28 protein-coding genes and 1 pseudogene are annotated in these 26,384 nt (G+C 51.8%); 21 read left to right on the top strand and 8 right to left on the bottom strand.

All coding sequences use genetic code 11. The annotated features are described in order from the left end of the window. Positions 1-115 precede the first annotated feature (115 nt). From thiM to thiE, 3 genes are read left to right on the top strand one after another with little or no spacing between them, the layout of a single operon-like run. Positions 116-925, top strand: a complete 810-nt coding sequence (gene thiM / locus DSM465_RS0105915) for a hydroxyethylthiazole kinase (protein WP_029760885.1) — start codon at positions 116-118, stop codon at positions 923-925. Positions 926-940: 15 nt separating this feature from the next. Next, positions 941-1,744 carry a bifunctional hydroxymethylpyrimidine kinase/phosphomethylpyrimidine kinase gene (gene thiD / locus DSM465_RS0105910; RefSeq protein ID WP_029760883.1) on the top strand — a complete coding sequence of 268 codons (804 nt, stop codon included), beginning with the start codon at positions 941-943 and terminating at the stop codon, positions 1,742-1,744. A 5-nt stretch (positions 1,745-1,749) separates the two neighbouring features. Continuing rightward, positions 1,750-2,415: a thiamine phosphate synthase gene (thiE, locus tag DSM465_RS0105905; protein ID WP_011887289.1), complete on the top strand. Its 666-nt coding sequence runs from the start codon at positions 1,750-1,752 to the stop codon at positions 2,413-2,415. A gap of 56 nt (positions 2,416-2,471) precedes the next feature. Here thiE and DSM465_RS0105900 read toward each other — a convergent pair whose 3' ends face one another. Continuing rightward, on the bottom strand, positions 2,472-3,467 hold the full coding sequence (locus DSM465_RS0105900) for an acyltransferase family protein (RefSeq protein ID WP_011887290.1): 996 nt from the start codon (positions 3,465-3,467) through the stop codon (positions 2,472-2,474). Positions 3,468-3,596: 129 nt separating this feature from the next. Between DSM465_RS0105900 and DSM465_RS0105895 the strand changes: the two genes are divergently transcribed. The 4 genes from DSM465_RS0105895 to DSM465_RS0105880 all read left to right on the top strand — a co-directional run bounded on the left by DSM465_RS0105895 (position 3,597) and on the right by DSM465_RS0105880 (position 4,987). Then, positions 3,597-3,758, top strand: a complete 162-nt coding sequence (locus tag DSM465_RS0105895) for a hypothetical protein (RefSeq protein ID WP_008879351.1) — start codon at positions 3,597-3,599, stop codon at positions 3,756-3,758. A gap of 2 nt (positions 3,759-3,760) precedes the next feature. Beyond that, positions 3,761-3,940, top strand: coding sequence for an H-type small acid-soluble spore protein (locus DSM465_RS0105890; protein WP_008879350.1), 180 nt, complete (start codon positions 3,761-3,763; stop codon positions 3,938-3,940). Positions 3,941-4,048: 108 nt separating this feature from the next. After that, positions 4,049-4,219: a twin-arginine translocase TatA/TatE family subunit gene (locus DSM465_RS0105885; protein ID WP_029760881.1), complete on the top strand. Its 171-nt coding sequence runs from the start codon at positions 4,049-4,051 to the stop codon at positions 4,217-4,219. A 189-nt stretch (positions 4,220-4,408) separates the two neighbouring features. Next, positions 4,409-4,987, top strand: coding sequence for a YitT family protein (locus DSM465_RS0105880; RefSeq protein ID WP_008879348.1), 579 nt, complete (start codon positions 4,409-4,411; stop codon positions 4,985-4,987). Between the two features lie 115 nt (positions 4,988-5,102). On the opposite strand, the gene DSM465_RS0105875 is transcribed toward DSM465_RS0105880, so the two are convergent. The 3 genes from DSM465_RS0105875 to DSM465_RS0105865 form a co-directional block, all read right to left on the bottom strand. Next, positions 5,103-6,482 carry a S8 family peptidase gene (locus DSM465_RS0105875; RefSeq protein ID WP_029760878.1) on the bottom strand — a complete coding sequence of 460 codons (1,380 nt, stop codon included), beginning with the start codon at positions 6,480-6,482 and terminating at the stop codon, positions 5,103-5,105. A 94-nt stretch (positions 6,483-6,576) separates the two neighbouring features. Beyond that, complete coding sequence (locus DSM465_RS0105870; RefSeq protein WP_035498240.1) at positions 6,577-6,867, bottom strand: spore coat protein; 291 nt, start codon at positions 6,865-6,867, stop codon at positions 6,577-6,579. Between the two features lie 20 nt (positions 6,868-6,887). Continuing rightward, the gene (locus DSM465_RS0105865; protein WP_008879345.1) at positions 6,888-7,073 is read right to left on the bottom strand and encodes a hypothetical protein; all 186 of its coding nucleotides are present in this window, start codon (positions 7,071-7,073) and stop codon (positions 6,888-6,890) included. Positions 7,074-7,430: 357 nt separating this feature from the next. Here DSM465_RS0105865 and DSM465_RS19575 point away from each other — a divergent pair, with 357 nt between their 5' ends. Then, positions 7,431-7,571: a hypothetical protein gene (locus tag DSM465_RS19575; RefSeq protein ID WP_008879344.1), complete on the top strand. Its 141-nt coding sequence runs from the start codon at positions 7,431-7,433 to the stop codon at positions 7,569-7,571. Positions 7,572-7,646: 75 nt separating this feature from the next. Here DSM465_RS19575 and DSM465_RS0105855 read toward each other — a convergent pair whose 3' ends face one another. After that, a complete protein-coding gene (locus tag DSM465_RS0105855) occupies positions 7,647-8,003 on the bottom strand; it encodes a hypothetical protein (protein ID WP_029760877.1) in 357 nt (118 codons plus the stop codon). Between the two features lie 44 nt (positions 8,004-8,047). Beyond that, a pseudogene (locus tag DSM465_RS18190) lies at positions 8,048-9,150 on the bottom strand (histidine kinase N-terminal domain-containing protein). Positions 9,151-9,373: 223 nt separating this feature from the next. Here DSM465_RS18190 and cysK point away from each other — a divergent pair. The 3 genes from cysK (at position 9,374) to DSM465_RS0105835 (ending at position 12,325) form a co-directional block, all read left to right on the top strand. After that, positions 9,374-10,297 (top strand): cysteine synthase A, encoded by a 924-nt coding sequence (gene cysK, locus DSM465_RS0105845; protein WP_008879341.1) that lies wholly within the window; start codon positions 9,374-9,376, stop codon positions 10,295-10,297. 186 nt (positions 10,298-10,483) lie between these two features. Then, positions 10,484-11,593, top strand: coding sequence for an AbrB family transcriptional regulator (locus DSM465_RS0105840; protein WP_011887298.1), 1,110 nt, complete (start codon positions 10,484-10,486; stop codon positions 11,591-11,593). Between the two features lie 93 nt (positions 11,594-11,686). Beyond that, positions 11,687-12,325 carry a Bax inhibitor-1/YccA family protein gene (locus DSM465_RS0105835; RefSeq protein WP_011887299.1) on the top strand — a complete coding sequence of 213 codons (639 nt, stop codon included), beginning with the start codon at positions 11,687-11,689 and terminating at the stop codon, positions 12,323-12,325. A 56-nt stretch (positions 12,326-12,381) separates the two neighbouring features. Here DSM465_RS0105835 and DSM465_RS0105830 read toward each other — a convergent pair whose 3' ends face one another. Together DSM465_RS0105830 and DSM465_RS0105825 are read right to left on the bottom strand one after the other, a co-directional pair. Then, entirely contained in the window at positions 12,382-13,182 is an 801-nt protein-coding gene (locus DSM465_RS0105830; protein WP_008879338.1) for an ABC transporter permease subunit, read from the bottom strand. Continuing rightward, on the bottom strand, positions 13,179-14,066 hold the full coding sequence (locus DSM465_RS0105825; protein WP_008879337.1) for an ABC transporter ATP-binding protein: 888 nt from the start codon (positions 14,064-14,066) through the stop codon (positions 13,179-13,181). Before DSM465_RS0105825 ends, DSM465_RS0105830 begins: the two co-directional genes overlap by 4 nt. Before the next feature lie 174 nt (positions 14,067-14,240). Between DSM465_RS0105825 and DSM465_RS0105820 the strand changes: the two genes are divergently transcribed. From DSM465_RS0105820 to DSM465_RS0105775, 10 genes are all read left to right on the top strand, one after another. After that, complete coding sequence (locus DSM465_RS0105820; protein WP_008879336.1) at positions 14,241-14,828, top strand: TetR/AcrR family transcriptional regulator; 588 nt, start codon at positions 14,241-14,243, stop codon at positions 14,826-14,828. Positions 14,829-14,887: 59 nt separating this feature from the next. Continuing rightward, positions 14,888-15,682 (top strand): hydroxypyruvate isomerase, encoded by a 795-nt coding sequence (gene hyi / locus DSM465_RS0105815; RefSeq protein ID WP_080320072.1) that lies wholly within the window; start codon positions 14,888-14,890, stop codon positions 15,680-15,682. Then, positions 15,679-16,575, top strand: coding sequence for an NAD(P)-dependent oxidoreductase (locus tag DSM465_RS0105810; protein ID WP_029760876.1), 897 nt, complete (start codon positions 15,679-15,681; stop codon positions 16,573-16,575). The genes hyi and DSM465_RS0105810 overlap by 4 nt, the downstream gene beginning before the upstream one ends. A gap of 177 nt (positions 16,576-16,752) precedes the next feature. Further along, positions 16,753-18,075: an FAD-binding oxidoreductase gene (locus tag DSM465_RS0105805; RefSeq protein WP_029760875.1), complete on the top strand. Its 1,323-nt coding sequence runs from the start codon at positions 16,753-16,755 to the stop codon at positions 18,073-18,075. A gap of 2 nt (positions 18,076-18,077) precedes the next feature. After that, complete coding sequence (locus DSM465_RS0105800; RefSeq protein WP_029760874.1) at positions 18,078-19,436, top strand: (Fe-S)-binding protein; 1,359 nt, start codon at positions 18,078-18,080, stop codon at positions 19,434-19,436. Further along, positions 19,433-20,881, top strand: a complete 1,449-nt coding sequence (locus DSM465_RS0105795) for an FAD-linked oxidase C-terminal domain-containing protein (protein WP_029760872.1) — start codon at positions 19,433-19,435, stop codon at positions 20,879-20,881. Before DSM465_RS0105800 ends, DSM465_RS0105795 begins: the two co-directional genes overlap by 4 nt. A 107-nt stretch (positions 20,882-20,988) precedes the next feature. Further along, a complete protein-coding gene (locus DSM465_RS0105790) occupies positions 20,989-23,172 on the top strand; it encodes a malate synthase G (protein WP_029760871.1) in 2,184 nt (727 codons plus the stop codon). A gap of 178 nt (positions 23,173-23,350) precedes the next feature. Continuing rightward, positions 23,351-24,577: an NAD(P)-dependent malic enzyme gene (locus DSM465_RS0105785; protein WP_029760870.1), complete on the top strand. Its 1,227-nt coding sequence runs from the start codon at positions 23,351-23,353 to the stop codon at positions 24,575-24,577. Continuing rightward, complete coding sequence (locus tag DSM465_RS0105780; protein WP_011887305.1) at positions 24,574-25,353, top strand: fumarylacetoacetate hydrolase family protein; 780 nt, start codon at positions 24,574-24,576, stop codon at positions 25,351-25,353. Before DSM465_RS0105785 ends, DSM465_RS0105780 begins: the two co-directional genes overlap by 4 nt. Before the next feature lie 164 nt (positions 25,354-25,517). Further along, on the top strand, positions 25,518-26,303 hold the full coding sequence (locus tag DSM465_RS0105775) for an IclR family transcriptional regulator (RefSeq protein WP_008879327.1): 786 nt from the start codon (positions 25,518-25,520) through the stop codon (positions 26,301-26,303). Positions 26,304-26,384 lie beyond the last annotated feature (81 nt).

The raw sequence follows: 26,384 nt of genomic DNA, 5'->3' as shown, positions 1-26,384 counted from the left end.
AAGAAAGAGTAGACTGATGAATGGGACAAATTCATCATTCTGTAAGACGGAAGTATGGCGGTCGTACCTAACACCGCCAAGGCAGAGGCATCGATAGGAAAGGGGAGAATCGGAGATGGGCAACTGGCACGAATGGGCGGAACTGCTCGAGCGGGTGCGAGGGACGAAACCGCTCGTCCATAATATTACGAATGTCGTCGTGACGAATTTTACGGCGAACGGGCTGTTGGCGCTCGGCGCTTCGCCGGTGATGGCGTACGCGAAAGAGGAAGTGGCCGAGATGGCGAAGCTTGCAGGAGCGCTTGTGTTAAATATTGGAACGTTGAATGCAACGGAAGTCGAGGCGATGCTTATTGCCGGCCGGGCGGCTAATGAGGCCGGGGTACCGGTGATTTTCGATCCGGTCGGTGCCGGGGCGACCAGCTACCGAACAGAGACGGCGCACCGCATCGCCGAACAGATTCAACTCGCGGTTGTGCGCGGCAATGCGGCGGAAATCGCCAATATGATCGGTGAATCGTGGATGATTAAAGGAGTCGACGCCGGTGAAGGAAGCGGGGATGTGGTCGCTTTGGCCAAACGGGCGGCAGCCAAGCTCGGCACCGTCGTGGCAATTACCGGAAAAGAGGATGTCGTCACAGATGGACAGGCAGCATATTTGATTCACAACGGCCATCCGCTGTTGACAAAAGTGACCGGGGCAGGTTGTTTGTTAACGTCCGTCGTTGGAGCGTTTGCGGCTGTTGAGCAGGATGCTGTGAAGGTAGCGGTTGCGGCGTTAACCTATTACGGAGTCGCAGCTGAACAGGCAGCCGCCGAAGCCGGACAACGCGGCCCAGGCAGTTTTCAGGTGGCGTTTTTGGACGCCTTGGCTCGCATTGGCGTTGATGATGTGAAGCGTGAGGGACGGGTTGAACAACGGTAAAAGGGGAGGAGAACCATGACGGTGTATAAAGCGTTGACGATTGCTGGGTCGGACAGCGGCGGTGGCGCCGGCATTCAAGCGGATTTAAAAACATTTCAAGAGCTTGGCGTCTTTGGCATGTCAGCGATTACGGCGGTGACAGCACAAAACACGCTCGGCGTGCAAGGCGTCTATCCGCTTTCGGCCGAAGCGGTGGCTGCACAAATCGAATCGGTTGCGGTTGACTTGGGCGTGGATGCGCTCAAAACCGGGATGTTGTTTAGCGCTGATATTATCCGCACCGTTGCAGAGCAAGTGAAAAAACATGGCTGGGATCGGCTTGTCGTCGACCCGGTGATGATTGCCAAAGGCGGTGCCCCGCTGTTGCAGGAAGAAGCGGTTGCGGCGTTGAAAGAAGCGCTGTTGCCGCTGGCGTTTGTCATTACACCAAACATTCCGGAAGCGGAAGTATTGACTGGCATTGCCATTCGCACGATGGATGACCGCCGTGAAGCGGCGCGCCTTCTCCATCGCATGGGCGCCCGCTATGTCGTCATTAAAGGCGGCCATGACGATGATGGCGAAGAAACAGTCGACTTATTGTATAACGGCAGCGAATTTTCTTACTTCAAAAGCAAGCGGATTGATACGCGTCATACGCATGGAACCGGCTGTACGTTCGCCGCAGCGGTTGCGGCCGAGCTCGCGAAAGGAAGACATCCGGTGGATGCTGTCGGGACGGCGAAATCGTTCGTACAGGCGGCGATCTCTCATTCGCTCGGCATCGGCCAAGGCCACGGGCCGACCAACCATTGGGCATACCGTCAATACGGGGAGTGAGAACGATGGCACGCATTACGAGCGAAGAGATGAAAGAACGGCTTGCTGTTTACTTTATTATGGGAAGCCAAAACAGCGAACGGCCGGCAGAGGATGTGCTCAAAGAAGCGCTTGACGGCGGTGTGACGCTGTTTCAATTTCGCGAAAAAGGAAGTGCTGCCTTAGAAGGGGAGGAAAAAGAAGCGCTCGCCCGGCAGTTGCAGCGTCTTTGCCGCACTTACGGCGTGCCGTTTATCGTCAACGATGATGTTGAGCTGGCCATCGCCATTGATGCGGACGGCGTCCACGTTGGTCAAGATGACGAAGACGCACGGCGCGTGCGGGAAAAAATTGGCGATAAAATTCTTGGTGTTTCGGCGCATAATGTGGAAGAGGCGAGAGCGGCCATCGAAGCGGGTGCCGACTACATCGGCGTCGGTCCGATTTATCCGACACGTTCAAAAGACGATGCGAATGAAGCGCAAGGTCCGGGAATTCTCCGCCACTTGCGCGAACAAGGAATCACGATCCCGATTGTTGCTATCGGTGGAATTACGGCTGATAATACGAGAGCGGTCATTGAAGCTGGAGCAGATGGGGTGTCAGTCATTAGCGCCATCGCTTCCGCCCCGGAGCCAAAAGCGGCGGCTGCAGCGTTGGCGACGGCGGTGCGGGAGGCCAACCTGCGCTAAACGACAGTGAAACCGTCAAAAAAAGGGTGTCCTCAATGGGACACCCTTTTTTCGTGCTACGATGTTGTTTGCCTCCATTTCGGCAGCCGCCATTCCAAAAGCGGCCGAACAAGCCGGATGACCGGTTTGCTCCCGAGAACGAGCATTACGGCGACCGATAGCACAAGCAGAAGTGGATAGCCGTGCACGTCCATAATAAAATCGGGGAACGATGTTTCGTGCAAATATTTTAAAATAAACCCGTGCAAGATATAGATGTAAAACGTGCGCGCTCCCAGCACGGAAAAGGAGAAGCGTCGGCTTGGGATGAGCGATAGAAAGCTGAACATCATCAGCAGGCTCGCGACGTAAATGGCGAGACGGCTCATCATGCCAGCCGGCTCGGAGACGCCAAGCGTATCGTACGATTTCGAGCCGTACAGCCAATCTTGTGGCAAATCTGGAAAGCCAAAGCGAATGAGCAAAAACATGCCGGCAAGCATGATCAGTGAAACAATGCGCACCCGTGCGGCAAACAAGCGCTCGATTGTCGGCTTTTCAAAGAAAAAACCGAGCAAAAAGAAAGGGAAAAACGTGAGCGTTCTTGACAAGCTCAGCCATTTTTCCGCTTCGAGCATGCCGCCCGTAAGCCCAAGCAAAAGCGCCAGCGGCAGTGCCATTCGTTTTGGCAGCCGGCCGAACCATAACAACAAGACGTTCCAGCTGAATAGGCTAAGCAAAAACCATAAGCTCCAATGCGGGGTCAATAACTCAAACTCGAGCGACTGCTTGTCATACAAAAAGAAATAGTAGACGGAATATAGCAGTTGGAACAAAATATATGGAAGTAATAACTTTTTTGTGATTTTTTGCAAGTAGCCTCGTTCATAAAATTTTTTGGAAAAATAGCCAGAGATAAAAATGAACGCTGGCATATGGAAAAAGAAAATCCACGTATACAAGCTGTGCACCCATAGGACACTGTCGATGTATGGGCGTAGAAAGTGGCCAAACACGACAAGGAGCATGAGCGCGCACTTCGCGTTGTCAAAATAATAGTCCCGCTCCTTCACGGTGTTTCCTCCTTTCTATATACACCATTCGAATCATACTCCCTTTTTTTGGGGGAGTCAACTGTTGCCACAAGGCAGCTGGGGCCGGCTGACCGTGATATTAGTTTATCCAAGAAAGGTGATGATTTAGTGAAAAACGACCGGCATGAAGCAGAGGATATGACGCCGTTATTGCAACTCATTAACGCTAAAGGGGACAAAGGAGAACTGCGTGAGCTCGTCTGCAGTGATGAGTTGTTTTGGAAAAGCTTACGAACGCAGGCAGAAGATAGTGCAAAAGGGGGCGAATAGGAATGGAGACGCTGAGGGCGAAACGGATTGCCGAGGCTGGGGAGGTCGTCCCGGTGATGTATGAAGGAAAATCGGTGATCATTCAACATGTCGATGAAGAGCAAGAAATGGCGCGCATTTATTTCGTCGATGAACCGGAACGCGAGCAAGATGTGCCGGTGCGTCTGCTCGAGGAACGATAGGCGATGGGCAAGTCGTCGCTGTTTTGTCAAGGGAAAGCCGATGACACGTCTTGTTCTGGTATGATATAATGATTGAAAAAATGACGTTTGAACATTGGAGTGACAAACATGAACATCGGCTTTGGAGAAATTGCGCTTATCGTCTTTTTCGCTTTGTTGATTTTTGGTCCGAAAAAGCTGCCAGAATTAGGACAGGCAGCCGGCAAAACATTGCGTGAATTTAAAAACGCAACAAAAGGCATCATCGATGACGACGAGAGGACAAAAGCACAAAAATAAGAGGCTAGGCAAAGAGGCTTAGCCTCTTATTTTTGTATTTCGTCCACGAGCCGTCAAACGATCTGCCGGTTTCCTTCGCTGGTCTGACAAAAAAGAGACAAGCTTGACCAGGAAAGGCCATATACATATATGAGAACATGTTGTTCGTTTCTTGTTGGCCGAATGGCCAACGCGGCGGAGGGATCAACCATGGTAATGAAAAAAATGATGGCAATCGTCGGGGGAAGCCTGCTGCTTGGCATCGGCATCAATGTATTTTTAGTTCCCCATCATTTGCTTGATGGGGGGATGATCGGTCTTGGGCTGATCGCCAAATACGTCTGGCACGTTCAGGCGGGGTTGACGATGATCATCTTGAGCGTCCCCCTTTATTTGGCGGCTTGGTTTTGTTACCGTCCGTTTTTTTACAACAGTTTGCACGGTCTTCTGTTTTCCTCGTGGATGATTGATGTATTATCGGTTTTGCGCGGCATTGTGACGTTAGATCCGCTCTCGAGTGCCATCATTGGCGGGATGCTTGTCGGCGCGGGCATCGGTCTGATGTTGCGAGAGGAGACAAGTACGGGCGGCACCGATTTACTTGCTCAGTTTATTTCCAAATGGACGAATTGGAACGTTGGGGTCATTATCTTTGTCATTGATGCCTGTATTATTACGAGCGGAAGCATCCTGATCGACTCCGTGCCATTCGTTCACTCCCTTATTGTTGTCACCGTTGTCGGTGCAGTGACAACGATATTGACGCGCCAAAAAACGATGGGGGTGTAGTCTAATCCCCATCGTTTTTCACGGCAGCTCTTCTTATGGGCGAAGACTATGTCGAGCCACTTTGACGTTTGGAGGCGGAAAAACGTACACCATGTCAATGGAGCGAGAGAATGGCTTATGACGAAGCGGCTGCGAATTTAGCCAACTCGAGCGCGCGGTAGACGTTAATGAGCCCATAGCCGTAATGCGGGTCTTTTCCGCGGTCGCCCAAATCGTCAGCACTTTGAATAATAATATTGCGCACTTCGTCATTGGTGAGGCGCGGGTTGACCGAGCGAATTAAGGCAGCGAGTGCGGTGACGTGCGGCGCAGCCATTGACGTGCCGGAAAGGGCGGCGTACCGATGTCCGGTAAACGTGCTGGCAATGTTTGTTCCAGGCGCGACGACGTCTACATAATCGCCATAGTTAGAGTACAATGCGTACGAAAGATCAGGGTCTACAGCCCCAACACTGATCACTTCCGGGTAAGCGGCCGGAAAGCTCGGCTGGGACGTGCTGTCATTGCCGGAAGCCGCCACAAGCACGACGTCATGGGCATCAGCGTATCGGATCGCTTCCTCGAGCACCGAAGATGGCTGGTAATTGCCGAGGCTTAAATTAATGACTTTCGCCCCGCGGTCAACCGCCCAATAGATGCCTTTGGCTACATCGATGCTCGTCCCGTAGCCGTCAGCGTTTAACACCTTGACTGCCATGATTGGGTTGAACCATGTGATACCGGCGATCCCTTCCCCATTGTTTGGTTGTGAGGCGATAATGCCGGCCACATGGGTGCCATGGCCGTTTTCGTCATCCGGAGAGCGGTTATCAGCCAACACGTTGTATCCGTGGCTGAGTCGATGGGCTAAATCAGGGTGAGTTAGGTCGACCCCGCTGTCGATGATGGCGACAGGTACGGTTTGTTTGCCGCGTGACAACGTCCAGCCGGCTTCTGTATCAATGGCGGGCAAATTCCATTGGTAACGGGCGTAAAACGAGTCGTTCGGCACATCCGTTTGCCGCGGAAGGTCGTTTTGCATGTAAATGTAGTTCGGCTCGCAATAATCAACTGTCGGAAGCGTACGGAAATAGCGGCGCATTTCCTCGTACGTTCGTTTGTGCGAACGGAACACAAACGCCTGATTCACCCGTTTGACCAGCCGTCCGGCAATGGCCGCCTCCATTTGCCGAATGTCATGGTTCGCAGGTGTTGTCCGGAAACGGACGATAATTTCATTATAAAAGTAGTGGCTTCGGTCGCCGCGGCGGTTATGGCGGATTTCTTGGATGCGTGGATGCTCGTTTAATCGTTGTTTCAGCTGTTCCCCCGCGCTAAGGCTGTCTAGGGTGACGACAGTCGGATGCGTGTGCGCGTCTTTGGTGTCAAACGGCTTAAGCCGCGGAGGGACAGGAGCGTTTTTTTCGGTCGCCGGCCGGCTGAAACTAACGGCAGCGACGACAATCAAGGCGACGACTGCACTGATGGCTATCCATATTGTCGATCGGCGTTTCACCATGTTCACCTCCTTTTTTGTTAGGATGGGCGAATGACGGGCAAATGATGAAAAATGGGATTCTCCCTTTGACAGGGGAATCCCATGAATCCATTTAGTGACCGGCCGATTGCACCATTTGTTGTGCTGCTTGTATATCCAGACGCAGCTGCTCTTGGACATTGGTCGGATGATAGTATCCTTTGTTGACCATATATTGGCTAATTTGTTCATGAAATGCAATCGCGTCATTTAAATGTTGTTTCAGTATGTTGCGCACTTCCGGGGTCGCTGCTTCGGCAAGAGCCGTCGCACACCCTTTGATCGCACTTTTTGCTCCAATGAGATAGTCAGCAGCGATTATTTGCTCATTTAATACACCGATTGGCATCGTTGTTGACTGCATCGTTGTTCCTCCTTCGTTCATTACGATAATAAGTTTTGCAAGTCGAGGATGTGCTGCGTCGTTTTTTGAATGTCTTGCTCGATGAGCGATTTCAGTTGCGGGTCGCTCACCATTTGCCGCATGGCCATACTTTTAGCGAGGCATGTATTTTTAAACATAAGTAGTTCGTGCAACTCCAACGCTTCGTGTGTTCCTATCACTTTCATCCCTTTCACCACCCTTTTGTGACATAGTATGTGCCTGCCTAGGTGCGGTATAAGTGGGGAGTGATGGAAAAGTTGGGGTGTGGAGTTTCCAAACAGCTGAATAATTGAAAAAAAGAACCACATGTACCTCGAGTTTTCTTGGTGACAGGATACAAATTGTTACCGATGGCGGTCGCGTAGGTGTTGGTATGAGCTGCGTATCGATCCTCAGAAAAGTGGTTGAAGGGGATGCCGAGCCATGATTGAGGTTGCGGCATGTGATTGATTGGTGTCGCTCACGTTGACCGCATTGGGAACAGTTCCCTTGCAATGGCCGCTGCTTGGCGGCTCACACTAATAGGCAAGGGAGGGAAAACAATGAACGAAACATGCTTTTATTGTCAGTGCGAGTGCGACGACAACGTGCATTACGTTTCGTTCTATACAAACGGCAAGGAACACGAGGAAACGCTCTGTCCGGAATGTTATGAAGAGTGGTTGCAAGGCATGAAAGGTTGATCTCTTTCCTAGCTTTTTCCTTGCTTGAGAGCAAGGTTCTTTTTGGCGGAGATAATAAACAAAACCGCACCACGATCAAATCGGTGCGGTTTGTTCCGAGAGCGGCGGGGTGACGATGGTGTCATCCAAGTTGCACGTTTCGTCGTAACAACGGTATACAGCCCCCTTCCCCCTCGGGGTATGGAGCGACAGCAATAAAATGTGCTCACTTCCAGTGCGGGTGACCTTTGTTTCCATTTTGAGCGCCATATCATTCAGCGTCAGTGAGTAAAAACGATATGTCAAGCCAAGCCATGTACGTTCAGACTGGACGGTATCCGGATGATGGCGGATGAGTTCAGCGAGCTCGGCGAACGAATGACTTTCCCGCTGCATCCATTCATGGAGGGCAGAAGTTGTTTGCTTTATCCAATTTTTCCATGACAGTTTCATCAGCATCACCTTTTTTCATCCAGCATGCCCGTTTCCGCCGCTCATTATACAGGCAACCGGATGGAGAAGGTCGTCATGTTGGCATCAGACGAACAGCTGATTTCCCCGCCGTGGTCTTCGATCACTTTTTTACAAATGTAAAGGCCGATGCCCGTCCCTAATTTTTTGTCGTAAAAAACGGCTCAAAAATGGTTTCGACAATATCAGCAGGAATCGCCGGACCGTTGTTGGCGATTTCAATGATGACCCTTCCTTCTTGGGAGCGGGCAGCAATCTTGATGCGGCGCGGCTTTTCCTTTTCTTTTACCGCTTCGATCGAGTTAAGCAAAATGTTTACTAATACTTGGCGAAGTTGGTCTTTATAGGCAAAAATATGTATTGATTCATCGATCGCCAACGAAATGTCGACATCGCTGTCGACGATCGTCGCGTATAAAAAATCCATGATTTCCTCTAACAATTGGCGCAGCGAAAATGTTTCTTTTTCGCTCTCAACAATTTCTTTGCGCGAGGCATGCAAAAATTGTGAAATGCGAAATTTCAGCTGCTGCAGTTCATGATCGATAATGTCTAAATATGGCAAATGAGGATGCTCAAATTTTAACAATTGGATAAAACCGATAATGGCTGTCAGTGGATTACGAAATTCGTGCACAAAACTAGACGACATTTGCCCGAGCAAGGTCAGCCGATCTTGGTGCGACCTGGCGATCAACATATTTTTCTCGCGCAGCTCTGCTTCTTTCAGTTCGTTATATTCCTTGACGGCATGAAATAAAAATTGGTCAAACAGCTCGTTCATATGGTCGATGAGCGGAGCTAGCTCGGTGATCGGCAATGGCGCGGTTAACGCGTGCTTAATGATCAACCGCCGCCCCAAGTTAACGTTGTAGACAAGGGTTCCGATCCCGGCGTTCATTTCCGCCCGTTCCTTGGCGACTTTGTTGGCTAGTCGTTCAACGGTCTCACCGGACAGCGACTGCGACAACGCTTCTTTGACTAGCGTAAACATTGCCAAGCTATTTTGCTCAACACGGTCAATGTATTTATCATCAGCGGCAATTTTCATCTGTTGCCGCCAATGGGCAAGAAAGCAAGGCAGATGGGCTTCTAAATGGGTGACGAGCTGTTGTGCGGCAGATACCAAAAAAATCCACCTCTCTTTCCATCTTTTATTATCATTATAAGAGGGAATATCGAACTAGAACAGAGGGAAAATCATAATATAATCCGATAAAACTAGTTTTCTTTCACGAAAAAGACCAAGAAATGCCTGTCCACATAGGAAAGACAGACTGTTTGAACAAAAAAAGAAAAATCATGTATAATGAAGCAGACAGAAATATCTTCCAAAAAGGTTGGGGAACGTCATGAAACTGTATGACTCCATTTTAGACTTAATTGGCGGCACGCCGATCGTGAAGTTGCGGCGTCTTCCAGACCCAGACGGGGCGGATGTATATATGAAGCTTGAATCGTTCAATCCGGGCGGCAGTGTCAAAGACCGGCCCGCTTGGGAAATGATTCGTCGGGCTGAAGCGGAAGGGAAAATTACACCGGGAAAAAGCACGATCATCGAACCAACGTCCGGCAACACCGGCATCGGTTTAGCGATGGTATGCGCCGCTCGAGGTTATCGTTGCATCATTACGATGCCAGATAACGCGACGACCGAGCGGGTGAAAATTTTAAAGGCCTACGGAGCAGAAGTGCATTTGACACCGGCGGAGAAACGGATGCAAGGGGCGATCGATGAGGCGAATCGGCTCGCCAGCGAAATCCCTGGCAGCTTTATTCCGATGCAATTTGAAAATCCGGCCAACCCGGATGCGCACCGGCATACGACGGCAGTCGAAATTTATGAAGCGTTTTCCGGCCGGCTCGATGCGTTCGTGTTGACGGCCGGCACCGGTGGGACGGTGACCGGGACAGGAGAAGAGCTGAAAAAACGCATTCCGAATTTGCGCATTTACGTTGTCGAGCCATACGGCTCGCCCGTGTTGTCGGGCGGTAAACCAGGACCGCATAAAATTCCCGGCACGGGCCCAGGGTTTATCCCGAGCATCTTAAACCGTTCGATTTATGATGACATTTTTTTGATCAAAGATGAAGATGCCCAACAGATGGCACGTGAACTGGCGGCGAAGGAAGGGATTTTGGTCGGTGCCTCGGCCGCTGCGAGCGCCTATTACGCCGTCAAAGTGGCCAAGCAGTTTCCAAAAGGAGCGCGCGTTCTTTGCATGGCGCCTGATTCGGGCGAACGGTATTTGTCGTCCGATTTATTCGCGGATTAAGCAGAGGATGCAAACGTTGGTTTCACGGCTTGTTGCCTTGCAAAGGAAGGGACATTCCTCTCCGTCAAACAGGAGAGGAATGCTTTTGTTTATAGAAAGCAGGCAATAAGGCAGCCGTTGCTGTTCCCTTTTACTTTCGGACAGCCGTCAAAAGGCTCACGAAAGGTGGAGAGGAAGTGTTGAGGTTTGGAAAGAGAACAACGGTGGAACAACATCGCACGCATTGCCTTAACGTTTGTCATCGCAGCATCGGGCGGCGTCGGCTTCGCCCTTTTGCGCATTCCGCTTCACTGGGTGCTCGGTTCAGCGGCAGCGCTGCTTGTAGCGGGACGTTTTCTGAAAGGAAAGCTGTATTGGCCGACGGCCATCCGCAACGCGGGGCTCATTCCGATCGGTTATACGCTTGGCACGGCGCTGACGGCAGCGACGCTTGGCGAGATGGTCCGGCAGTTGCCGTCAATGCTGTGGGCGACAGTGTTGATTTTGCTCTTTAGCTTCCTGTTTTCTTGCCTGATGGCGAACGTGACCGGTATTCCGCTCCGCTCTGTCGTCACTGGCAGCATTCCAGGCGGTTTGTCGCAAATGATCGTTCTTGGTGAGGAGCTAAAAGGAGTCGATATGACGGTCGTTACGCTCTTTCAAGTGATGCGCCTCATGGGCGTTGTCTTTCTCGTTCCGCTCATCGCCTTGAACCCGCTCTTTTCCGGACGCTCTGGAGCGGCTGTGGACGCCGGAACCGCACAAGAGCCGGATTGGACGATTGGTCTTGCTTTATTCTATTTTGTCGTTACCGTTGCTGGTGCACTCGTTGGCAAGCGCATGAAACTGCCGACTGCCTATTTGCTTGGCCCGATCATCGGAACGGCGGCGCTTGTGGTAGCTGGGGTGCCGGCGCCGGATTTGCCAGCACCGATATTGGATATCGCGCAAATTACGATGGGGGCTTATCTTGGTTTAATGCTCAAACCAGCCGACATCAAGGGGAAGCGGAAAATGATGCTTACGGCGGCTGCCATGGGTTTTTCTCTTATTTTGTTTTCTATGGCTGCTGCGTTCGTATTGACAAGCTTGCACGGCGTCCCTTATTTGACCGCGTTTATCGCTTTGGCGCCAGGCGGCATGGATCAGATGGGGATTTTGGCGCAAGAAGCGAAGGCGAGCCTGGCGATCGTTACGAGTTACCAAATGTTCCGCATTTTCTTCATTTTGTTCGTCGTCCCGCCGGTGCTGAAAAAGCTGTTCGCTGCCCGATGGTTTCAACGGATCGAACGTTGGCAAATGCGGCATGGCGGATGAGGAAGGACGCGATGGCGATGGTCGCGGAAAAGTGAGGGCTGTGACAAGTGTCAGATATATGCTAAACTAGAAAGAAAAAGGAGGGGAGTCGCGATGAATCATTCGACCGTTTACCGTCCGCATAGCCCGATCGCCAAGCTGGCTGTTTCATTTCTGGCGGCGCTTGCTGTTGCAACGGCAGGGCTGTACGCGGGACAATGGGTGCCGGCCGGCCTTTATTTGCCGCTTTACGCGCTTGAACTGATTTTGCTTCTTGTGATGATTTTCGCCCGCCGCAAAAAAGCGGTCGGCTATCCGCTCATGTTTGCGTTTATGCTCGTCTCCGGCGCCACGCTGCACCCGCTGATCGGCTATTACATTTCTGTCATTGGTGCTGCGGCGGTGTTGAAGGCGTTTATGCTTGCGGTCGTATCGTTTTCCGGCGTCGCCATTTATGCGGCGAGAACGAAAGAAGATTTTTCGTTTCTTGGCGGGTTTTTAATGCTCGGCCTGTTTGCCTTGCTGGGCTTATTGATCATCCAATGGTTCATTCCGTTCTCAAGCATCGGGCAAATGGGAGTGGCGGCGTTAGGAATTTTAATCTTCCTCGGTTTTACGATTTATGACATCAACCGTCTCGCCCGCTACGGCTTTACGGAAGCCGATATCCCGATGATCGTCGTCAATATTTATCTTGATTTTATCAACTTGTTTGTTTATATTTTGCGTTTTTTTGCCAGCGATGAAGATTGAGCGCCAAAAAAAGGGCTGCTTCCCAAAGGAGCAGCCCTTTTTCCGTGATGGTGTCATTAAAGCGGCAAATCGCGTTTGGAAAAAGTGACAATCCCCGCTGTGTAGCTGATAACGCCGATTGCCAATAGCAGACAGGATGGGAGCCATTCCGCTTGACCTTGAGCGATGGCTCCAGGCTCGAAGGCGGCAAAAATCGATCCATACCGGAGCCATTCCGCTTTTTCAGTCAGCTTGCCGATGAGATCGAAACTGTAAAACAGAACGGTGATCCCGCCGGATAAAGACAGCGCTCGTTTTTCGTCATTGGCTATGGCGCAAAAGAAAAATGAATAGCCGCTAATGGCGAAAAAGAGAAGAAAGCCACTGACATTGATTGCGAGAAATCGTTTTTGGTGCAGAGCATCATTCGTGACTAGCCATGCATCGGCAGCAAAGCCGGCCGCTGCGGAGGTGAGGATGATGGCTGCTAGTCCAGTGAGCAGCACGAGCGCTTGGGTGAAGGCGATGGTCTGCCGGGAATTCGGCGTCGCAAGCAAATATGCCATCGAACCGCGGTCGATGGGCCGAGCCAGCAGTTGATTGGCAGCGGTAATGCAATAAATGGACCCGAGCAAAAGAAACAGCAATCCGTAATATTCACCGGCGATGAATTCAAGCAAATTGCCCATACCGGTGATGTTGAACGCTTTTAGAAACCCGCTTGGCAGCTGCTGTAAATAATGATTGATGATTTTTGAGTCTGCCAACGATGGATAAATGGCAGCCACCAGTACGATGTAAAAGGCAGATCCGGTCGAATAGCCAATGATCGTTTTTGTCTGTGCTTTGAGCATTTGTTTGTATAAGGAGACATTCATTGTTCATCCCCCCGGCGGTCATAGTAATGCATAAAAATATCTTCTAGGCTTTGTGTGCGGAGATCGAGATTTTGCACTTGGTATTGGGCCAGCTCGCGAATGAAGGCATTGTAGTCTCCTTGCACCGCGATGCAAACGCGGCGGCCGTCATGGTGGATGACCTCGAGCGGCGAGGAAAGCAATTGGGCAACCTCCTCTTCACGAGACAACATGACATCGAACAGTTTCCGCTGCATCGATTGCAATTCATGAACATCGTTGACCGCCATCAAGCGGCCGTCTTTCATGATCGCCACCCGGTCGCATGTCCGCTCGATTTCAGGGAAGATGTGCGAAGATAAAAAGATGGTTTTTCCTTTCTGTTTTTCTTCGCGAAGGAGATCGATAAACGTTTGCTGCATCAGCGGGTCGAGGCCGGATGTTGGTTCATCGAGAATGATCACTTCGGGATTATGCATGAGAGCGGCGACAAGGCCGACTTTTTGTTTTGTTCCTTTGGACATTTTCCGGATAGGGAGGCGGGTGTCTAATTGCAACCGTTCAATTAGTTCATCACGATAGCGTGTCGTTTTCATTCGCCGCATCCCGGCGAGCAGGTCAAGCAGTTCCATTCCAGTCATTCCTTCGGGAAAAGCGATTTCACCCGGTAAATAACCGACCAATGCCTTCACGCGGACGGACTCTCGCCAACAGTCGAATCCATGGATGAAAGCGCGTCCTTTCGTCGGTTTCAGAAATCCAAGCAAGTGCCGGATCGTTGTTGATTTTCCCGCGCCGTTCGGCCCTAAAAATCCGAACACTTCGCCTTGGCGGACGGTGAAGGTGACATCAAAAATGCCCCGGCCGTTCGGAAAGACTTTCGTTAACTGTTGCAATTCGATCATGACATGATCTCCCCTAGAGATAAATTTTGAAATGTTTATATAAAAATATTTCATTCCTATTATATTTTAAAATTTAAGTGTTTATCAATTAAATTTGTAATTTTTTATTTCTGTTTTATTAAAATTAAGGGTAGAATGAAAATAAAAGAAAAGCGAGACGGAAGGTGGTTTTTGATGAATGGATTTGCCAAGCGGACGGAACAAAAAAAACAGGCGATCAAGCAAACGGTGTTGGAGTTGCTGCGGACGAGCGATCCACGCGGGATGACGATCCAAATGATCGCCAAGCAGGCTAACGTGTCGCCAGTGACGATTTACAATTATTTCGGGAGCAAGGAACATCTTGTCCGCGAAACGCTTATCGATTATATGATCCGCCAGGTGGAAGAATACGAAGCCTTTTTAAAAGAAGACCGCTCATTTGCAGAAAAAGTGAAATATATCATTTTTCAAAAGAAAAAAGTGTTGGGAGAAATCCAAGTTGACTTCATTCATCGCCTTATAAAGGAGGATGATGAATTTCGCCGTTCGGTCGATGTGCTTTACGAAACGAGGGTGCTGCCGCTGGTGATCGAAATGATTCGCGAAGCCCAAGAAAATGGAGAGATTGCCCCGTACTTATCCATTGATACGCTGCTTTTGTATTTGAATTTATGGCGCGACGTGTCAGAGAAAATCCCTGTTTCTTTGTACAGCGAACGGCTGATTGATGAGCTGCTGCTTCTGTTTTTTTACGGTGTGAAAGGAGAACAGGAGCGGTGAAAAGCAGGAATTGACGGAAAGGGAGGCGAATAAGGGAGAAAAATGGGGGGAGGAGTATGATGAAATTTGCCGTCAATGTATCAACGATTTTTACGGAAGTGCCGTTTCTTGATCGATTCGCGAAGGCGAAGCAGCACGGATTTTCGCTTGTGGAGTGCCAGTTCCCGTATGGGGCGGCGCCGGAAGCGATTGCTGATGAATTGGGAGAGCACGGGTTGTCGCTCGTGTTGATCAATTTGCCGGCTGGCGATTGGGAAAAGGGAGAGCGCGGGCTCGCGATTTTCCCCGACCGTCATGATGAATTTCGCCGCGCTCTTGAAGACGGTGTGCGTTATGCACTAAAGCTTGGCGTGCCGTGCCTTCATTGCATGGCCGGGGTCGTTCCGAAGAGTGTGCCGCGGGAACAGGCGAAGGAGACGTATCTCCGCCGCCTCGACGAGGCAGCGACAACGCTTGCCGCCCATGGCCTGACGGTAACGATTGAGCCGATCAATCCGTTCGATATGCCGGGTTACTTTTTAACGAATATTGAGGAAGCTGCGGCGATCATTCGCGAACTCGGTCGGCCGAACGTAAAGCTGCAGTATGACGTGTACCATATGGCACGGCTTGGTTTTGATGTGGCGGCAACGTTTGCCGCTTACGAGCCACTCATTGCCCATGTGCAGTTTGCTGATCACCCGGGTCGGCACGAGCCTGGAACAGGAGTGCTGCCGTACGACGAGATTTTTTCGTTTTTGCAGGAATGCGGCTATGATGGGGTGGTTGGACTTGAGTACATCCCTGCGCGGGAGAGCAGCGAAAGTTTTGCTTGGTATGACGCTTATCGCATGAAAGGAGGAGTAGGACGATGACGAATGTCGGCTTTATCGGGTTGGGGATGATGGGCTCGCGCATGGCGAAGCGGTTGCTTGATGCCGGGTTTCCCGTAACCGTGTACAACCGCACGCCGGAAAAAGCGGCGATTCTCGTTGAATCTGGCGCCCGGCAGGCAGAAACGATCGCGGCGTTGGCGAGTGAAGTCGATGTGATTTGTACATGCTTGTCCATGCCTGATGATGTCATCAATGTCTACACAGGGGAAGGCGGTGTTCTTAGTGCAGCCCGTCGAGGAGTGATTTGTCTCGATTTTACGACCGTCGGTCCAAAGACGAGCCGTTTCGTAGCCGGACGGGCCGGTGAGCGCGGTGTCGCTTATTTGGATGCGCCGGTAAGCGGGGGGCCGGAAGGAGCAGAACAAGGAACGCTTACGATTATGGTCGGTGGCGATCAAGCAGCATGGGAGCGGGTACGGCCACTTCTGAGCGTGTTAGGAAAAACAGTCGAATATTTAGGGGAAAGCGGCGCCGGCAGTGCGGCGAAAATACTCAATCAATATTTAGTTGCCGTCCATTCCGTCGCTGCGGCAGAAGCGATGGTCGCCGGCGTCGCTTATGGGTTGGATGCCGGAAAGTTGTATCGGTTGTTAAAAGAAAGCTACGGAGACAGTCGAATGCTGCGCCGCCATATGGAGCAGTTCGTGCTGCCGCGTCAATTCGCGCCTGGTGGGGCGGTGAAGTATGTACATAAAGATGTGCGCTTGGCGAATGCGTTCATGAACGAAATCGGCATCAATCGCTGCCTCGGCTCCGAGGCTGAAGAAACGTTTGCGGCGGCGATGGACGCTGGCCTCGCTGATTTGGATATGTCGGCGGTCATCCAACTATTTGAGCGACAGGTCGGAGTGACAGTAAAAGAGACAGAATGAACAAAATGGTGTGTGAATTCGAAAAATTCATTGAAAAAAAGAGCCATCAATGCTTTAATAGAAGTAGAGTCACCTCCTGCAGGAGGGGGATTGGCTGAAACGTCAAGCACGTTTCGCTTTTTTTAAAAACTAAAAAAGAAACGTTGTTTCGTATTACGGAACAAAGGAGGGGCAATCATGCTCTCGTTGACATGGCTGGATGAGTTATGTGCGTTTTTGTCTCCGGAACAAATGGAAGTAAACGAATCTCCTCATCCGCTTGGCAATAGCGGCGCGGTGACCGTTTACCCGCAGACGGAAGAAGAAATCGCCGCTGTGCTCCGTTATGCCGACCGTCAGGGCAAAAAAGTTGTTGTCATGGGCCGCGGTACGAAACGAGGGTTTGGCGGACAGCGGGAACAGGCGGATATTTTGCTGTCCTTAGAAAACTATGCAGGCATTGTCGAACATGCGGCTGCCGACATGATGGTCACTGTGAAAGCGGGGACGGTGTTTGGCGATTTGCAGCGTGAGCTTGCCCCGTACCGACAAAAAGTAGCCTTAGATCCGTTCTGGCCGGATGAAGCGACGGTTGGTGGGGTGATTGCGGCGAACGACAGCGGTCCGAAGCGGCTTGGCTACGGAGCGGCACGCGATTCGGTCATTGGGCTGCGCATTGTGTATCCGAACGGTACGGTCATCCGTTCCGGCGGTAAAGTGGTGAAAAACGTCGCCGGTTATGACATGAACAAACTGTTTATCGGGGCGATGGGGACGCTCGGTGTGCTGAGTGAGGTTACATTAAAGCTCCGGCCGCTTGCGAAATATGAAAGTGTTGTATTGCTGTCGTTTCCAAGTGGCGATGTCCAATCGATTCACTCGTTCGCTGTTTCCTTCCTAGATACGATGATGGAGCCGATTTGTTTTGAACTGCTTACCCCGACGCTCGCCGAACGATTGACGGGACGACCTGTCTATACGCTCGTGATCGGATTTGAAGATGTGGAAAAGGCCGTTCACTACCAGGAGCAGTGGGTGGAGCGCCTCTGTCCAAAAGCAGCTTCAATGGCCGTTTTAGCCGGCGAGGAGGCAGAAGCGTTTTGGCGGACATTTTATACGATCGCGCCGAACGGGCGTCTGACGACATCGGGAGGGGGCGTTGAAGCGGCGGTGAAAATTGGCGTTGTCAACTTGGATGTGCTCTCGGTTTTGCGAGAAAGCGAGTTAATCGCGGATCGCTGCCACGTTCAAATTGAGGCGCACGGCGGATTGGGCCATGGGCTTTGCCAAGCGTATGTGCGCGGCAGCGAAGAGGGAGTGATCGCCGCCGTTGAGGAGCTGCGCCAAATGGCGGTTCGCTTGGGCGGCTATGCGGTCGTCAGGCATTTGCCATTTTTCTTGCGCCAACGCATCGATGTCTGGGGAGGAAAGCCAGCGTACTTTTTCCTGCTCGAAGGGATTAAGCGGAAAATCGATCCGAATAAAACGGTCAACGATCAGCGCTTTATTGGGGGGATTTAACGATGAGTACAGTGACGAGTGAGCGGACGGGCAGCCCGGCGTGCGCAACCGCAAGCCTTGGCAACTACCGGTTTGCCGACTTGCCCGACCCGAGCAAATGGGCGGATTGCGTTCATTGCGGTATGTGTTTAGAGTCGTGTCCGACGTACGAACAAACCGGTGAAGAACAACATTCTCCACGTGGTCGTGTTCACTTGATGAAGTCGGTCGGTGAAGGGAAGCTTGATTTAACGCCGGATTTGCTTGACCCGATTTTTACGTGCCTAGACTGCCGCGCCTGTACGACAGCGTGTCCGGCTGATGTTGATGTCGGCGGTCTCATTGAACAAGTGCGCGGCCAGCTCCGCCAGGCGGTGCCGCTCACGGGGTGGAAGGCGCTTGTGAACGACTTCTTCTTAAAAGGGATATTCCCGCATCCGTCGCGCCTTGATTGGCTTGGTCGTCTGCTGAAGCTGTACCAACAAAGTGGACTGCAGACAGTGGCGCGCAAAACGGGGATGCTGAGGGTAATGCCGGACCATTTGGCCGAGATGGAAGCGATTTTGCCGAAGGTCGGCACGCCGGTGCGGAAAAAGTATAGGAACGAGCCGTTGATTAAGGCAAAAGGGGAAACAAAGCGGACGGTCGCGATCTTGACTGGCTGCATCATGGACGTGATGTTCTCAGATATTAACGAAGCGACGATCCGCGTGTTGACCCGTAACGGCAACGATGTCGTCATCGTCTCTGATCAGACGTGTTGCGGGGCGCTTCACGTTCATGCCGGCGACCGCGAAACGGGGCGGAAGCTCGCCAAGCAAAACATCGAGGCGTTTCAAGGTGTGGACCATGTGATCGTCAACGCCGCTGGCTGCGGTGCGATGTTGAAAGAATATCCGGAATTGTTCCGCCATGATCCAGAATGGCATGAAAAGGCGGAACAGTTTGCCGCGAAAGTCGAGGATGTGTCTAAATTTTTGTATGATACGGGCTTCAAGGTGCCAAAAGCAGAATTGAATGTGCGCCTCACGTATCACGATGCGTGCCATTTAGCTCATGGACAAGGCATCCGTAAGGAGCCGCGCGCCGTCATTGAAAGCATTCCAGGCGTGGAGATGGTCGCCATGCCGAACGCTGACCGCTGCTGCGGCAGTGCAGGGATCTACAACCTCACCCATCCGGACATGGCGCAAGCAGTGCTTGAAAGCAAAATGCAAAACGTGCCACAAGATGTGGAGCTCATCTCGATGGGCAACCCGGGCTGCATGTTGCAAATGGCGCTGGGCGTCATGAAGCATGGGCGAAATCAAAAAATCGTCCATACGGTGCAATTGCTCGATTGGGCATACCAAAAAGAGGAAGGGAAGGACGTGCGCATATGAGAAAACGGCCCATTGCAACGAATGACCCGCATATTCGGGCGCTTGCCCGCATCGTTGGGGAAGAGGCGATTTTGTATCGGAAAGAAGACTTAATCGCCTATGACTGTGACGGTTTCACCGTCCATCGCCATTTGCCCAAGGCGGTCGTGTTCCCAAACAGCACTGAGGAAGTGGCGGCGGTCGTCAAATATTGTCATGAGCATGAGCTGCCGTTTCTTGCCCGCGGTGCCGGCACGGGGCTAAGCGGTGGAGCGATTCCGTTAAACGGGGAAGTCATTATCAGCCTGACAAGGATGAAGCGGCTTTTGCACGTCGATCTCGAAAACCGGCGCGCTGTCGTCGAGCCAGGGTTTGTCAACTTGAAGTTGACGAATTCCGTCGCCCACCGCGGCTACTACTACGCGCCTGACCCGTCAAGCCAATATTGCTGCACGATCGGCGGCAATGTTGCGGAAAACGCCGGTGGTGCCCATTGCTTAAAATACGGAGTGACGACCAACCATATTTTGGGACTTGAAATAGTCTTACCTGATGGCGAAGTGATTGAAATCGGGGGAAACGGTGTTCCCGACCCACCCGGCTACGACTTGCTCGGGCTGTTGACCGGATCGGAAGGGACGCTCGGCATCGTAACGAAAATTACCGTTCGCTTGCTAAAAAATCCAGAGGCGAAACAGACGGTGCTTGCGTATTTTGATGAAGTGGAAGATGCCAGCCAAACCGTTTCCGACATTATTTCGGCCGGAATTGTGCCGGCGGCGCTCGAGATGATGGATCAAACGGCCATCGAGGCGGTCGAAGCAGCTGCGTTTCCAGTCGGACATCCAAAAGATATTGCCGCACTTTTACTTATTGAAGTGGACGGCATTTCCGCCGGGATTGGCGAACAAATTGACGATATTTTAACGATTTGCCGCCGCCATCATGTGCGCGAAGTGAAAGTCGCTGAGTCGGAAGAAGAACGCGCTCGCTGGTGGGCGAATCGGAAAACCGGCTTTGGCGCCATGGGGGCGATATCACCCGACTATTTAGTGCAAGACGGCGTCATTCCGCGCAGCCGGCTGCCTGAAGTGTTGCGAGAAATTGCGAACATTAGCCGCAAGTATGGTCTGAGAATCGCGAACATTTTCCACGCTGGTGACGGCAACTTGCATCCGCTCGTCTTGTTTGACGCCAGCCAACCAGGGGAGACGGAGCGGGCGCTTGCGGCCGGAAGTGAATGTCTCAAGGCGTGCGCGGCCGTCGGCGGGTCGATTACCGGGGAGCACGGCGTCGGTCTTGAGAAAAAAGAAGAGATGCGCTTTATTTTCAGCGATGAAGAAATCTTGGCGCAAACGGCGATCCGAGACGTGTTCAATCCGAAAAACTTGCTCAACGCGGGCAAGCTGTTCCCAACACCGGGGCGGTGTGTAGAGACAAAACAGGTGTCGTCGACAGTAAAATGAAAATTTTACAAAAACGATTGTCAGCGGTTTCGTTTCATGATATCATCTTTTTAGATTAATTTAGAAACAGTGTTTCGTAATAAGAAACAAGAAAGGAGAAAGAAACGATGATTGAGTATGTGCAAGCGGGGACAATTCAAGTCGCGAAAGTGTTGTATGAGTTTGTCAATGAGGAGCTGTTGCCGAACAGCGGACTTGACCAAGACAAGTTTTGGAGCGATTTTGCCGCGCTGATCGCCGATTTGACGCCGCGCAATAAAGAGTTGCTTGCGCGTCGCGACGAGATTCAGGAGAAATTGAATGAGTGGTATAAAGAACACCGCGGCCGCTTTGATTTTCATGAATATAAAGCGTTTTTAACGGACATCGGCTATTTGGAGCCAGAAGTGGAGGATTTTGAGATTACGACTGACAATGTCGATGAAGAAATTGCCGTGCAAGCAGGGCCGCAGCTCGTCGTTCCGCTGACGAACGCCCGCTACGCGTTAAACGCTGCCAACGCCCGTTGGGGCAGCTTGTATGATGCGCTGTATGGCACGGACGCCATTAGTGAAGAAGACGGCGCCGAGCGCGGTTCGTCGTACAACCCGGTGCGCGGAGCGAAAGTCATTGCATACGGGCGGCAATTTTTAGATGAAGCAGTACCGCTTGTGGAACACTCCCATAAGGATGCTGTCCAATACGCCATTGTTGATGGGAAGCTTGTCGTGACGACAGAAGGAGGGGCGACGACAGGGCTGAAAGAGCCGGAAAAACTTATCGGCTTCCAAGGCGAGCCGCAAAACCCGACGGCGGTGTTGCTGAAAAACAACGGCCTTCATATTGAAATTCAAATCGACCGTGAACATCCAGTCGGCAAAACAGATAAAGCCGGCATCAAAGACATCGTCTTAGAAGCGGCCGTGACGACGATTATGGACGGCGAAGATTCGGTCGCAGCTGTCGACGCCGAGGACAAAGTGGTCGTGTATCGCAACTTGTTCGGGTTGATTAAAGGCGATTTGACGGCGACGTTTGAGAAAAACGGGAAACGGCTGACGCGCGCCTTGAATCCGGATCGTGAGTACAAAACGCCAGATGGCGGGGAGCTTGTGCTGCCGGGTCGTTCGCTCATGTTCGTGCGCAACGTCGGCCATTTGATGACAAACAACGCTATTTTGGATGCGAACGGCGAAGAAGTGTATGAAGGAATCATCGATGCGGTAGTTACGAGCTTAATCATGAAACATTCACTCATCGGCAACACGCGCTACTTGAACTCGCGCAAAGGCTCGATTTACATCGTCAAGCCGAAAATGCACGGATCGGCAGAAGTGGCATTTGCCAATGAGCTGTTTGACCGTGTCGAGGATATGCTCGGCCTTGAGCGGAATACGATTAAAATCGGTGTTATGGATGAAGAACGGCGGACATCGCTCAATTTGAAAAACTGCATTTACGAAGTGCGCGACCGCATCGTCTTCATTAATACCGGCTTCCTCGACCGGACTGGAGATGAGATTCATACATCGATGGAAGCAGGACCGATGCGGCGCAAAAACGATATGAAGTCGTCGACATGGCTGGCCGGCTATGAAAAATCGAACGTGGCGGTCGGGCTCGCCGCCGGATTCCGCGGCCGGGCACAAATCGGCAAAGGGATGTGGGCGATGCCGGACTTGATGGCGGAAATGCTGAAACAAAAAGGTGCGCAATTAAAAGCCGGCGCGAACACCGCATGGGTACCGTCTCCGACTGCTGCTACGCTCCATGCGCTCCATTATCATCAGGTGAACGTTGCTGCCGTACAAAATGAGCTGGCCAATGATCGGAATGATTATCGCGACGACATTTTGCAAATTCCGGTTGTCGACAACCCGCAATGGACGGCGGACGAAATTCAAGAAGAGCTCGACAACAACTGCCAAAGCATTTTGGGTTATGTTGTCCGTTGGATTGACCAAGGGATCGGCTGCTCGAAAGTGCCGGACATCCACAACATCGGATTGATGGAAGACCGGGCCACGCTCCGCATTTCGAGTCAAATTCTCGCCAACTGGCTTCACCACGGTATTTGCACGAAAGAGCAAGTGTTGGAGACGTTCAAACGGATGGCGAAAGTCGTCGACGAACAAAACGCCGGCGATCCGAACTACCGCCCGATGGCGCCAAACTACGACGATTCAGTGGCGTTCCAAGCGGCATGCGATCTCGTGTTCCTCGGCTATGAACAGCCAAATGGTTATACGGAGCCGATTTTGCATCGCCGCCGCCAAGAAGCAAAAGCAAAATTTGCTGCCGTTCAACAGTAAGCGATCCATTGCAAATGAACAAGGGCCGAGCGCCCTTGTTCATTCCTACTCTTATTGATTAGAAAATTCGAAAAATAATAGAAAGGGGGCAGCTCCTAGTTGCTACTGGCCGGTTACAGAACGCAAAGCAGCTTGAAGGCGGCATAGATGGGACGAGGTTAGTAGCTAGGGATTGGTTATGGAAAATTTGCGGGAACGAGCATTACTTGTCCACCGACAGGCAAAAGGAAAACTGTCGGTTGAAGTGAAAGTGCCTGTTGTGGATGCAAATGACTTAAGCGTCATTTATTCGCCGGGAGTGGCCGAACCGTGCAAGGAAATTTACGCCAACAAAGATGAGATGTATGACTATACGATAAAAGGCAATTTCGTCGCCGTTGTTTCCAACGGTACTGCGGTGCTCGGGCTCGGCAACATCGGTGCGCGGGCGGCGCTTCCGGTGATGGAAGGGAAAGCCGCCTTGTTTAAAGCGTTCGCCGGCATTGATGCGGTGCCACTTTGCTTAGACACCGAGGACCCGGAACAAATCATCCAAACTGTCAAACTGCTCGAGCCAACATTTGGTGGTATCAATTTGGAGGATATTTCCGCCCCTGCCTGCTTTATCATTGAAGAGCGGCTGCGCCAAGAAATGGCGATCCCTGTGTTTCACGATGATCAGCACGGTACAGCTATTGTCGTCGCCGCTGGGCTGACGAACGCCTTGAAAGTTGTCGGCAAACGGCTCGCCGATTGCCGGGTTGTCATCAACGGTGCAGGCGCTGCCGGGGTGGCGATCGCCAAACTGCTGTTGTCGATCGGGGTCGGCGACCTCATTGTTTGTGATACAAAAGGCGCGATTTATGAAGGGCGCCCACACGGTATGAATGCCATGAAAGAGGAATTAGCAAAACAGACGAATCAGCGCCGTGTTTCCGGGATGCTGGAAGAGGTGATTTCAGGTGCTGACGTGTTTATCGGCGTCTCAGTTGCCGGTGCGCTGACGCCGGCAATGGTTCGGTCGATGAACCGGGGGGCGATTGTATTCGCCTTGGCCAATCCGGTGCCGGAAATCATGCCAGATGAGGCGAAAGCCGCAGGCGCTGCCGTCGTGGCAACCGGCCGCTCAGACTTGCCGAACCAAGTGAACAATGTGCTGGCGTTCCCCGGCATCTTCCGCGGTGCGCTCGATGTGCGGGCGACGCAAATTAACGAGGCGATGAAAATCGCCGCTGCCGAAGCCATCGCCGGGCTCATTCAGCCGGAAGAACTGACCGAGGAGTACGTCATCCCGAACCCGTTTGACCAACGTGTTGTGGCGGCGGTCGCTTCTGCTGTTGCCCGTGCTGCCATCGAGACCGGGGTGGCTCGGAACAAGGAGAAATATGAGGGAAAAACCATGTTAGAGAGGGGTAACCACCAATGAAGTTTGCCCGTTTTATCGCCGCTGGCGAGATTCGCACCGGTGTAGTGAGCGGCGAAGTCATCCGTGAAATTGAAGGAGACATGTTTACGGCTTGGGATTATACCGGCAACGTATTTCACTGCAATGACGTTTCGTTTGTGGCACCGCTTGTGCCGCGCCATGTGATCGGCATTGGCGCTAACTACGTGGCAGCGCGTGAACAACTGCCGGCTCAACTGCCGGACATTCCTGTCTTTTTCTTTAAACCGTCTTCATCGGTCATCGGTCCGGAAGCGGACATTGTCATTCCAAACGGAATCGACGAAGTGAAGTTTGAATCTGAGCTGGCTGTTGTCATCGGCAAAGAGGCAAAACAAGTGAGCGAGGAGAACGTATGGGCGTACATTTTTGGTTATACGGTCGCCAACGATGTCACTGCGCCACAATTTTTCCATCCAGATGGGCATTGGACGGTTGGAAAATCGTTCGATACGTTCACACCGCTAGGTCCGGTTATTGAAACGGAACTCGAGCCACGGTCGGTGTCGGTTAAAGCGCGGGTCAATGGCGAGGAAAAACAAAACAGTCCGACCGAGCTGATGATTATCTCGATCAGCAAAATGATTTCGTATTTGTCTTCTGTGATGACGCTGCAGCCGGGTGATGTCATTTTAACGGGAAGCCCAGTCGGCGCTGAGCTTGTCGGTCCGGGAACTGTCATTGAGTGCGAAGTGGACGGCATCGGCACGCTCCGCAATACGTTCGTCGCCGCCAAAGCGCCGGCCGTCTCTTCCTAGCAAGGATCACACGCTATGTTCCGCTGTTTAGGAGAGGCGCTTATCGGCGTAGTGCCCGACGTGACACGGCGTCGCCTTCTGTGCCCGCCGCTGCCGAGGCGCCTGCAAACGCCCGGCCGTTCGTGTATAATGGCGAGTGGAGAGAACAAATCGAGGTGAACAAAATGGAAAAAGAGAATATCGTCAAGTCTGTCAGCCGGGCACTTCAGATTATTGACATCGTCAGCACGAAAAAAGATGGGCTGGGTGTTACGGAAATCGCTAAACAAATGGACATTAACAAAAGCTCAGTGTACCGCATTTTAACGACGCTCGCCCAGCATGGTTATATCGAGCAGCATCCGGAAACAGAGCGATATAAGCTCGGTTATAAGTTTTTAGAAATTAGCTCGAAATTGCTTGATTCGATCGATTTGCGCCAAGAGGCGCGGCCGTATTTGCGCCAGCTTGAAAAAGAAACGAACGAAGTCGTCCATCTCGTCGTCTATGATCAAGGGGAAGTCATTTATATTGAAAAATTAGAGGGAACGGAAACGCTGCGCATGCATTCGAAAGTCGGCAAGCGGGCGCCGATGCATTGTACAGCGGTCGGCAAGGCGATTTTAGCTTATTTGCCGCCAACAGTTACCGCAGAGATCATCGATCGGAAAGGGCTGCCCAAGCATACCGATTTGACGATCACGGACCGCGAGGCGTTTTTCCGTGAGCTCGATTCCGTCCGGCAAAACGGATATGCACTCGATTTGGAAGAAAACGAGTATGGCATCCGTTGTGTAGCTGTTCCGATTTTTGATTACACCGGCAGTGTTGTTGCTGCTGTCAGCGTCTCCGGCCCGACGATTCGCATGACGGATGACCGTATCGCCGGGCTCGCTATGCGCATGCGCCAGATCGGCAAGGAACTCTCTGCTCGGCTTGGCCATCGATCGGCCCATTCCGTCCAGCTGTAACAGCTGGGCGTTTTTTTCTGTAGCCGGCTATAGCGTCGACAGTACATCATGGCGAGGCATGCCATCTAATAGGTGATAAGC

The organism is Geobacillus thermodenitrificans subsp. thermodenitrificans DSM 465 (assembly GCF_000496575.1).
Taxonomy (GTDB): Bacteria; Bacillota; Bacilli; order Bacillales; family Anoxybacillaceae; genus Geobacillus; species Geobacillus thermodenitrificans.
The sequence above is the reverse complement of the archived record's forward strand: the minus strand, read 5'-3'. Positions and strand labels throughout refer to the sequence as shown.

What these genes read in the sequence shown, in the direction of transcription:
- thiM (WP_029760885.1), top strand. Translation starts at nt 116, where the DNA reads ATGGGCAACTGGCACGAATGGGCGGAACTGCTCGAGCGGGTGCGAGGG.
- thiD (WP_029760883.1), top strand. Translation starts at nt 941, where the DNA reads ATGACGGTGTATAAAGCGTTGACGATTGCTGGGTCGGACAGCGGCGGT.
- thiE (WP_011887289.1), top strand. Translation starts at nt 1,750, where the DNA reads ATGGCACGCATTACGAGCGAAGAGATGAAAGAACGGCTTGCTGTTTAC.
- DSM465_RS0105890 (WP_008879350.1), top strand. Translation starts at nt 3,761, where the DNA reads ATGGAGACGCTGAGGGCGAAACGGATTGCCGAGGCTGGGGAGGTCGTC.
- DSM465_RS0105885 (WP_029760881.1), top strand. Translation starts at nt 4,049, where the DNA reads ATGAACATCGGCTTTGGAGAAATTGCGCTTATCGTCTTTTTCGCTTTG.
- DSM465_RS0105880 (WP_008879348.1), top strand. Translation starts at nt 4,409, where the DNA reads ATGGTAATGAAAAAAATGATGGCAATCGTCGGGGGAAGCCTGCTGCTT.
- DSM465_RS0105870 (WP_035498240.1), bottom strand. Translation starts at nt 6,867, where the DNA reads ATGCAGTCAACAACGATGCCAATCGGTGTATTAAATGAGCAAATAATC.
- DSM465_RS0105865 (WP_008879345.1), bottom strand. Translation starts at nt 7,073, where the DNA reads ATGAAAGTGATAGGAACACACGAAGCGTTGGAGTTGCACGAACTACTT.
- DSM465_RS19575 (WP_008879344.1), top strand. Translation starts at nt 7,431, where the DNA reads ATGAACGAAACATGCTTTTATTGTCAGTGCGAGTGCGACGACAACGTG.
- DSM465_RS0105855 (WP_029760877.1), bottom strand. Translation starts at nt 8,003, where the DNA reads ATGAAACTGTCATGGAAAAATTGGATAAAGCAAACAACTTCTGCCCTC.
- cysK (WP_008879341.1), top strand. Translation starts at nt 9,374, where the DNA reads ATGAAACTGTATGACTCCATTTTAGACTTAATTGGCGGCACGCCGATC.
- DSM465_RS0105835 (WP_011887299.1), top strand. Translation starts at nt 11,687, where the DNA reads ATGAATCATTCGACCGTTTACCGTCCGCATAGCCCGATCGCCAAGCTG.
- DSM465_RS0105830 (WP_008879338.1), bottom strand. Translation starts at nt 13,182, where the DNA reads ATGAATGTCTCCTTATACAAACAAATGCTCAAAGCACAGACAAAAACG.
- DSM465_RS0105825 (WP_008879337.1), bottom strand. Translation starts at nt 14,066, where the DNA reads ATGATCGAATTGCAACAGTTAACGAAAGTCTTTCCGAACGGCCGGGGC.
- DSM465_RS0105820 (WP_008879336.1), top strand. Translation starts at nt 14,241, where the DNA reads ATGAATGGATTTGCCAAGCGGACGGAACAAAAAAAACAGGCGATCAAG.
- hyi (WP_080320072.1), top strand. Translation starts at nt 14,888, where the DNA reads ATGAAATTTGCCGTCAATGTATCAACGATTTTTACGGAAGTGCCGTTT.
- DSM465_RS0105810 (WP_029760876.1), top strand. Translation starts at nt 15,679, where the DNA reads ATGACGAATGTCGGCTTTATCGGGTTGGGGATGATGGGCTCGCGCATG.
- DSM465_RS0105805 (WP_029760875.1), top strand. Translation starts at nt 16,753, where the DNA reads ATGCTCTCGTTGACATGGCTGGATGAGTTATGTGCGTTTTTGTCTCCG.
- DSM465_RS0105800 (WP_029760874.1), top strand. Translation starts at nt 18,078, where the DNA reads ATGAGTACAGTGACGAGTGAGCGGACGGGCAGCCCGGCGTGCGCAACC.
- DSM465_RS0105795 (WP_029760872.1), top strand. Translation starts at nt 19,433, where the DNA reads ATGAGAAAACGGCCCATTGCAACGAATGACCCGCATATTCGGGCGCTT.
- DSM465_RS0105790 (WP_029760871.1), top strand. Translation starts at nt 20,989, where the DNA reads ATGATTGAGTATGTGCAAGCGGGGACAATTCAAGTCGCGAAAGTGTTG.
- DSM465_RS0105785 (WP_029760870.1), top strand. Translation starts at nt 23,351, where the DNA reads ATGGAAAATTTGCGGGAACGAGCATTACTTGTCCACCGACAGGCAAAA.
- DSM465_RS0105780 (WP_011887305.1), top strand. Translation starts at nt 24,574, where the DNA reads ATGAAGTTTGCCCGTTTTATCGCCGCTGGCGAGATTCGCACCGGTGTA.
- DSM465_RS0105775 (WP_008879327.1), top strand. Translation starts at nt 25,518, where the DNA reads ATGGAAAAAGAGAATATCGTCAAGTCTGTCAGCCGGGCACTTCAGATT.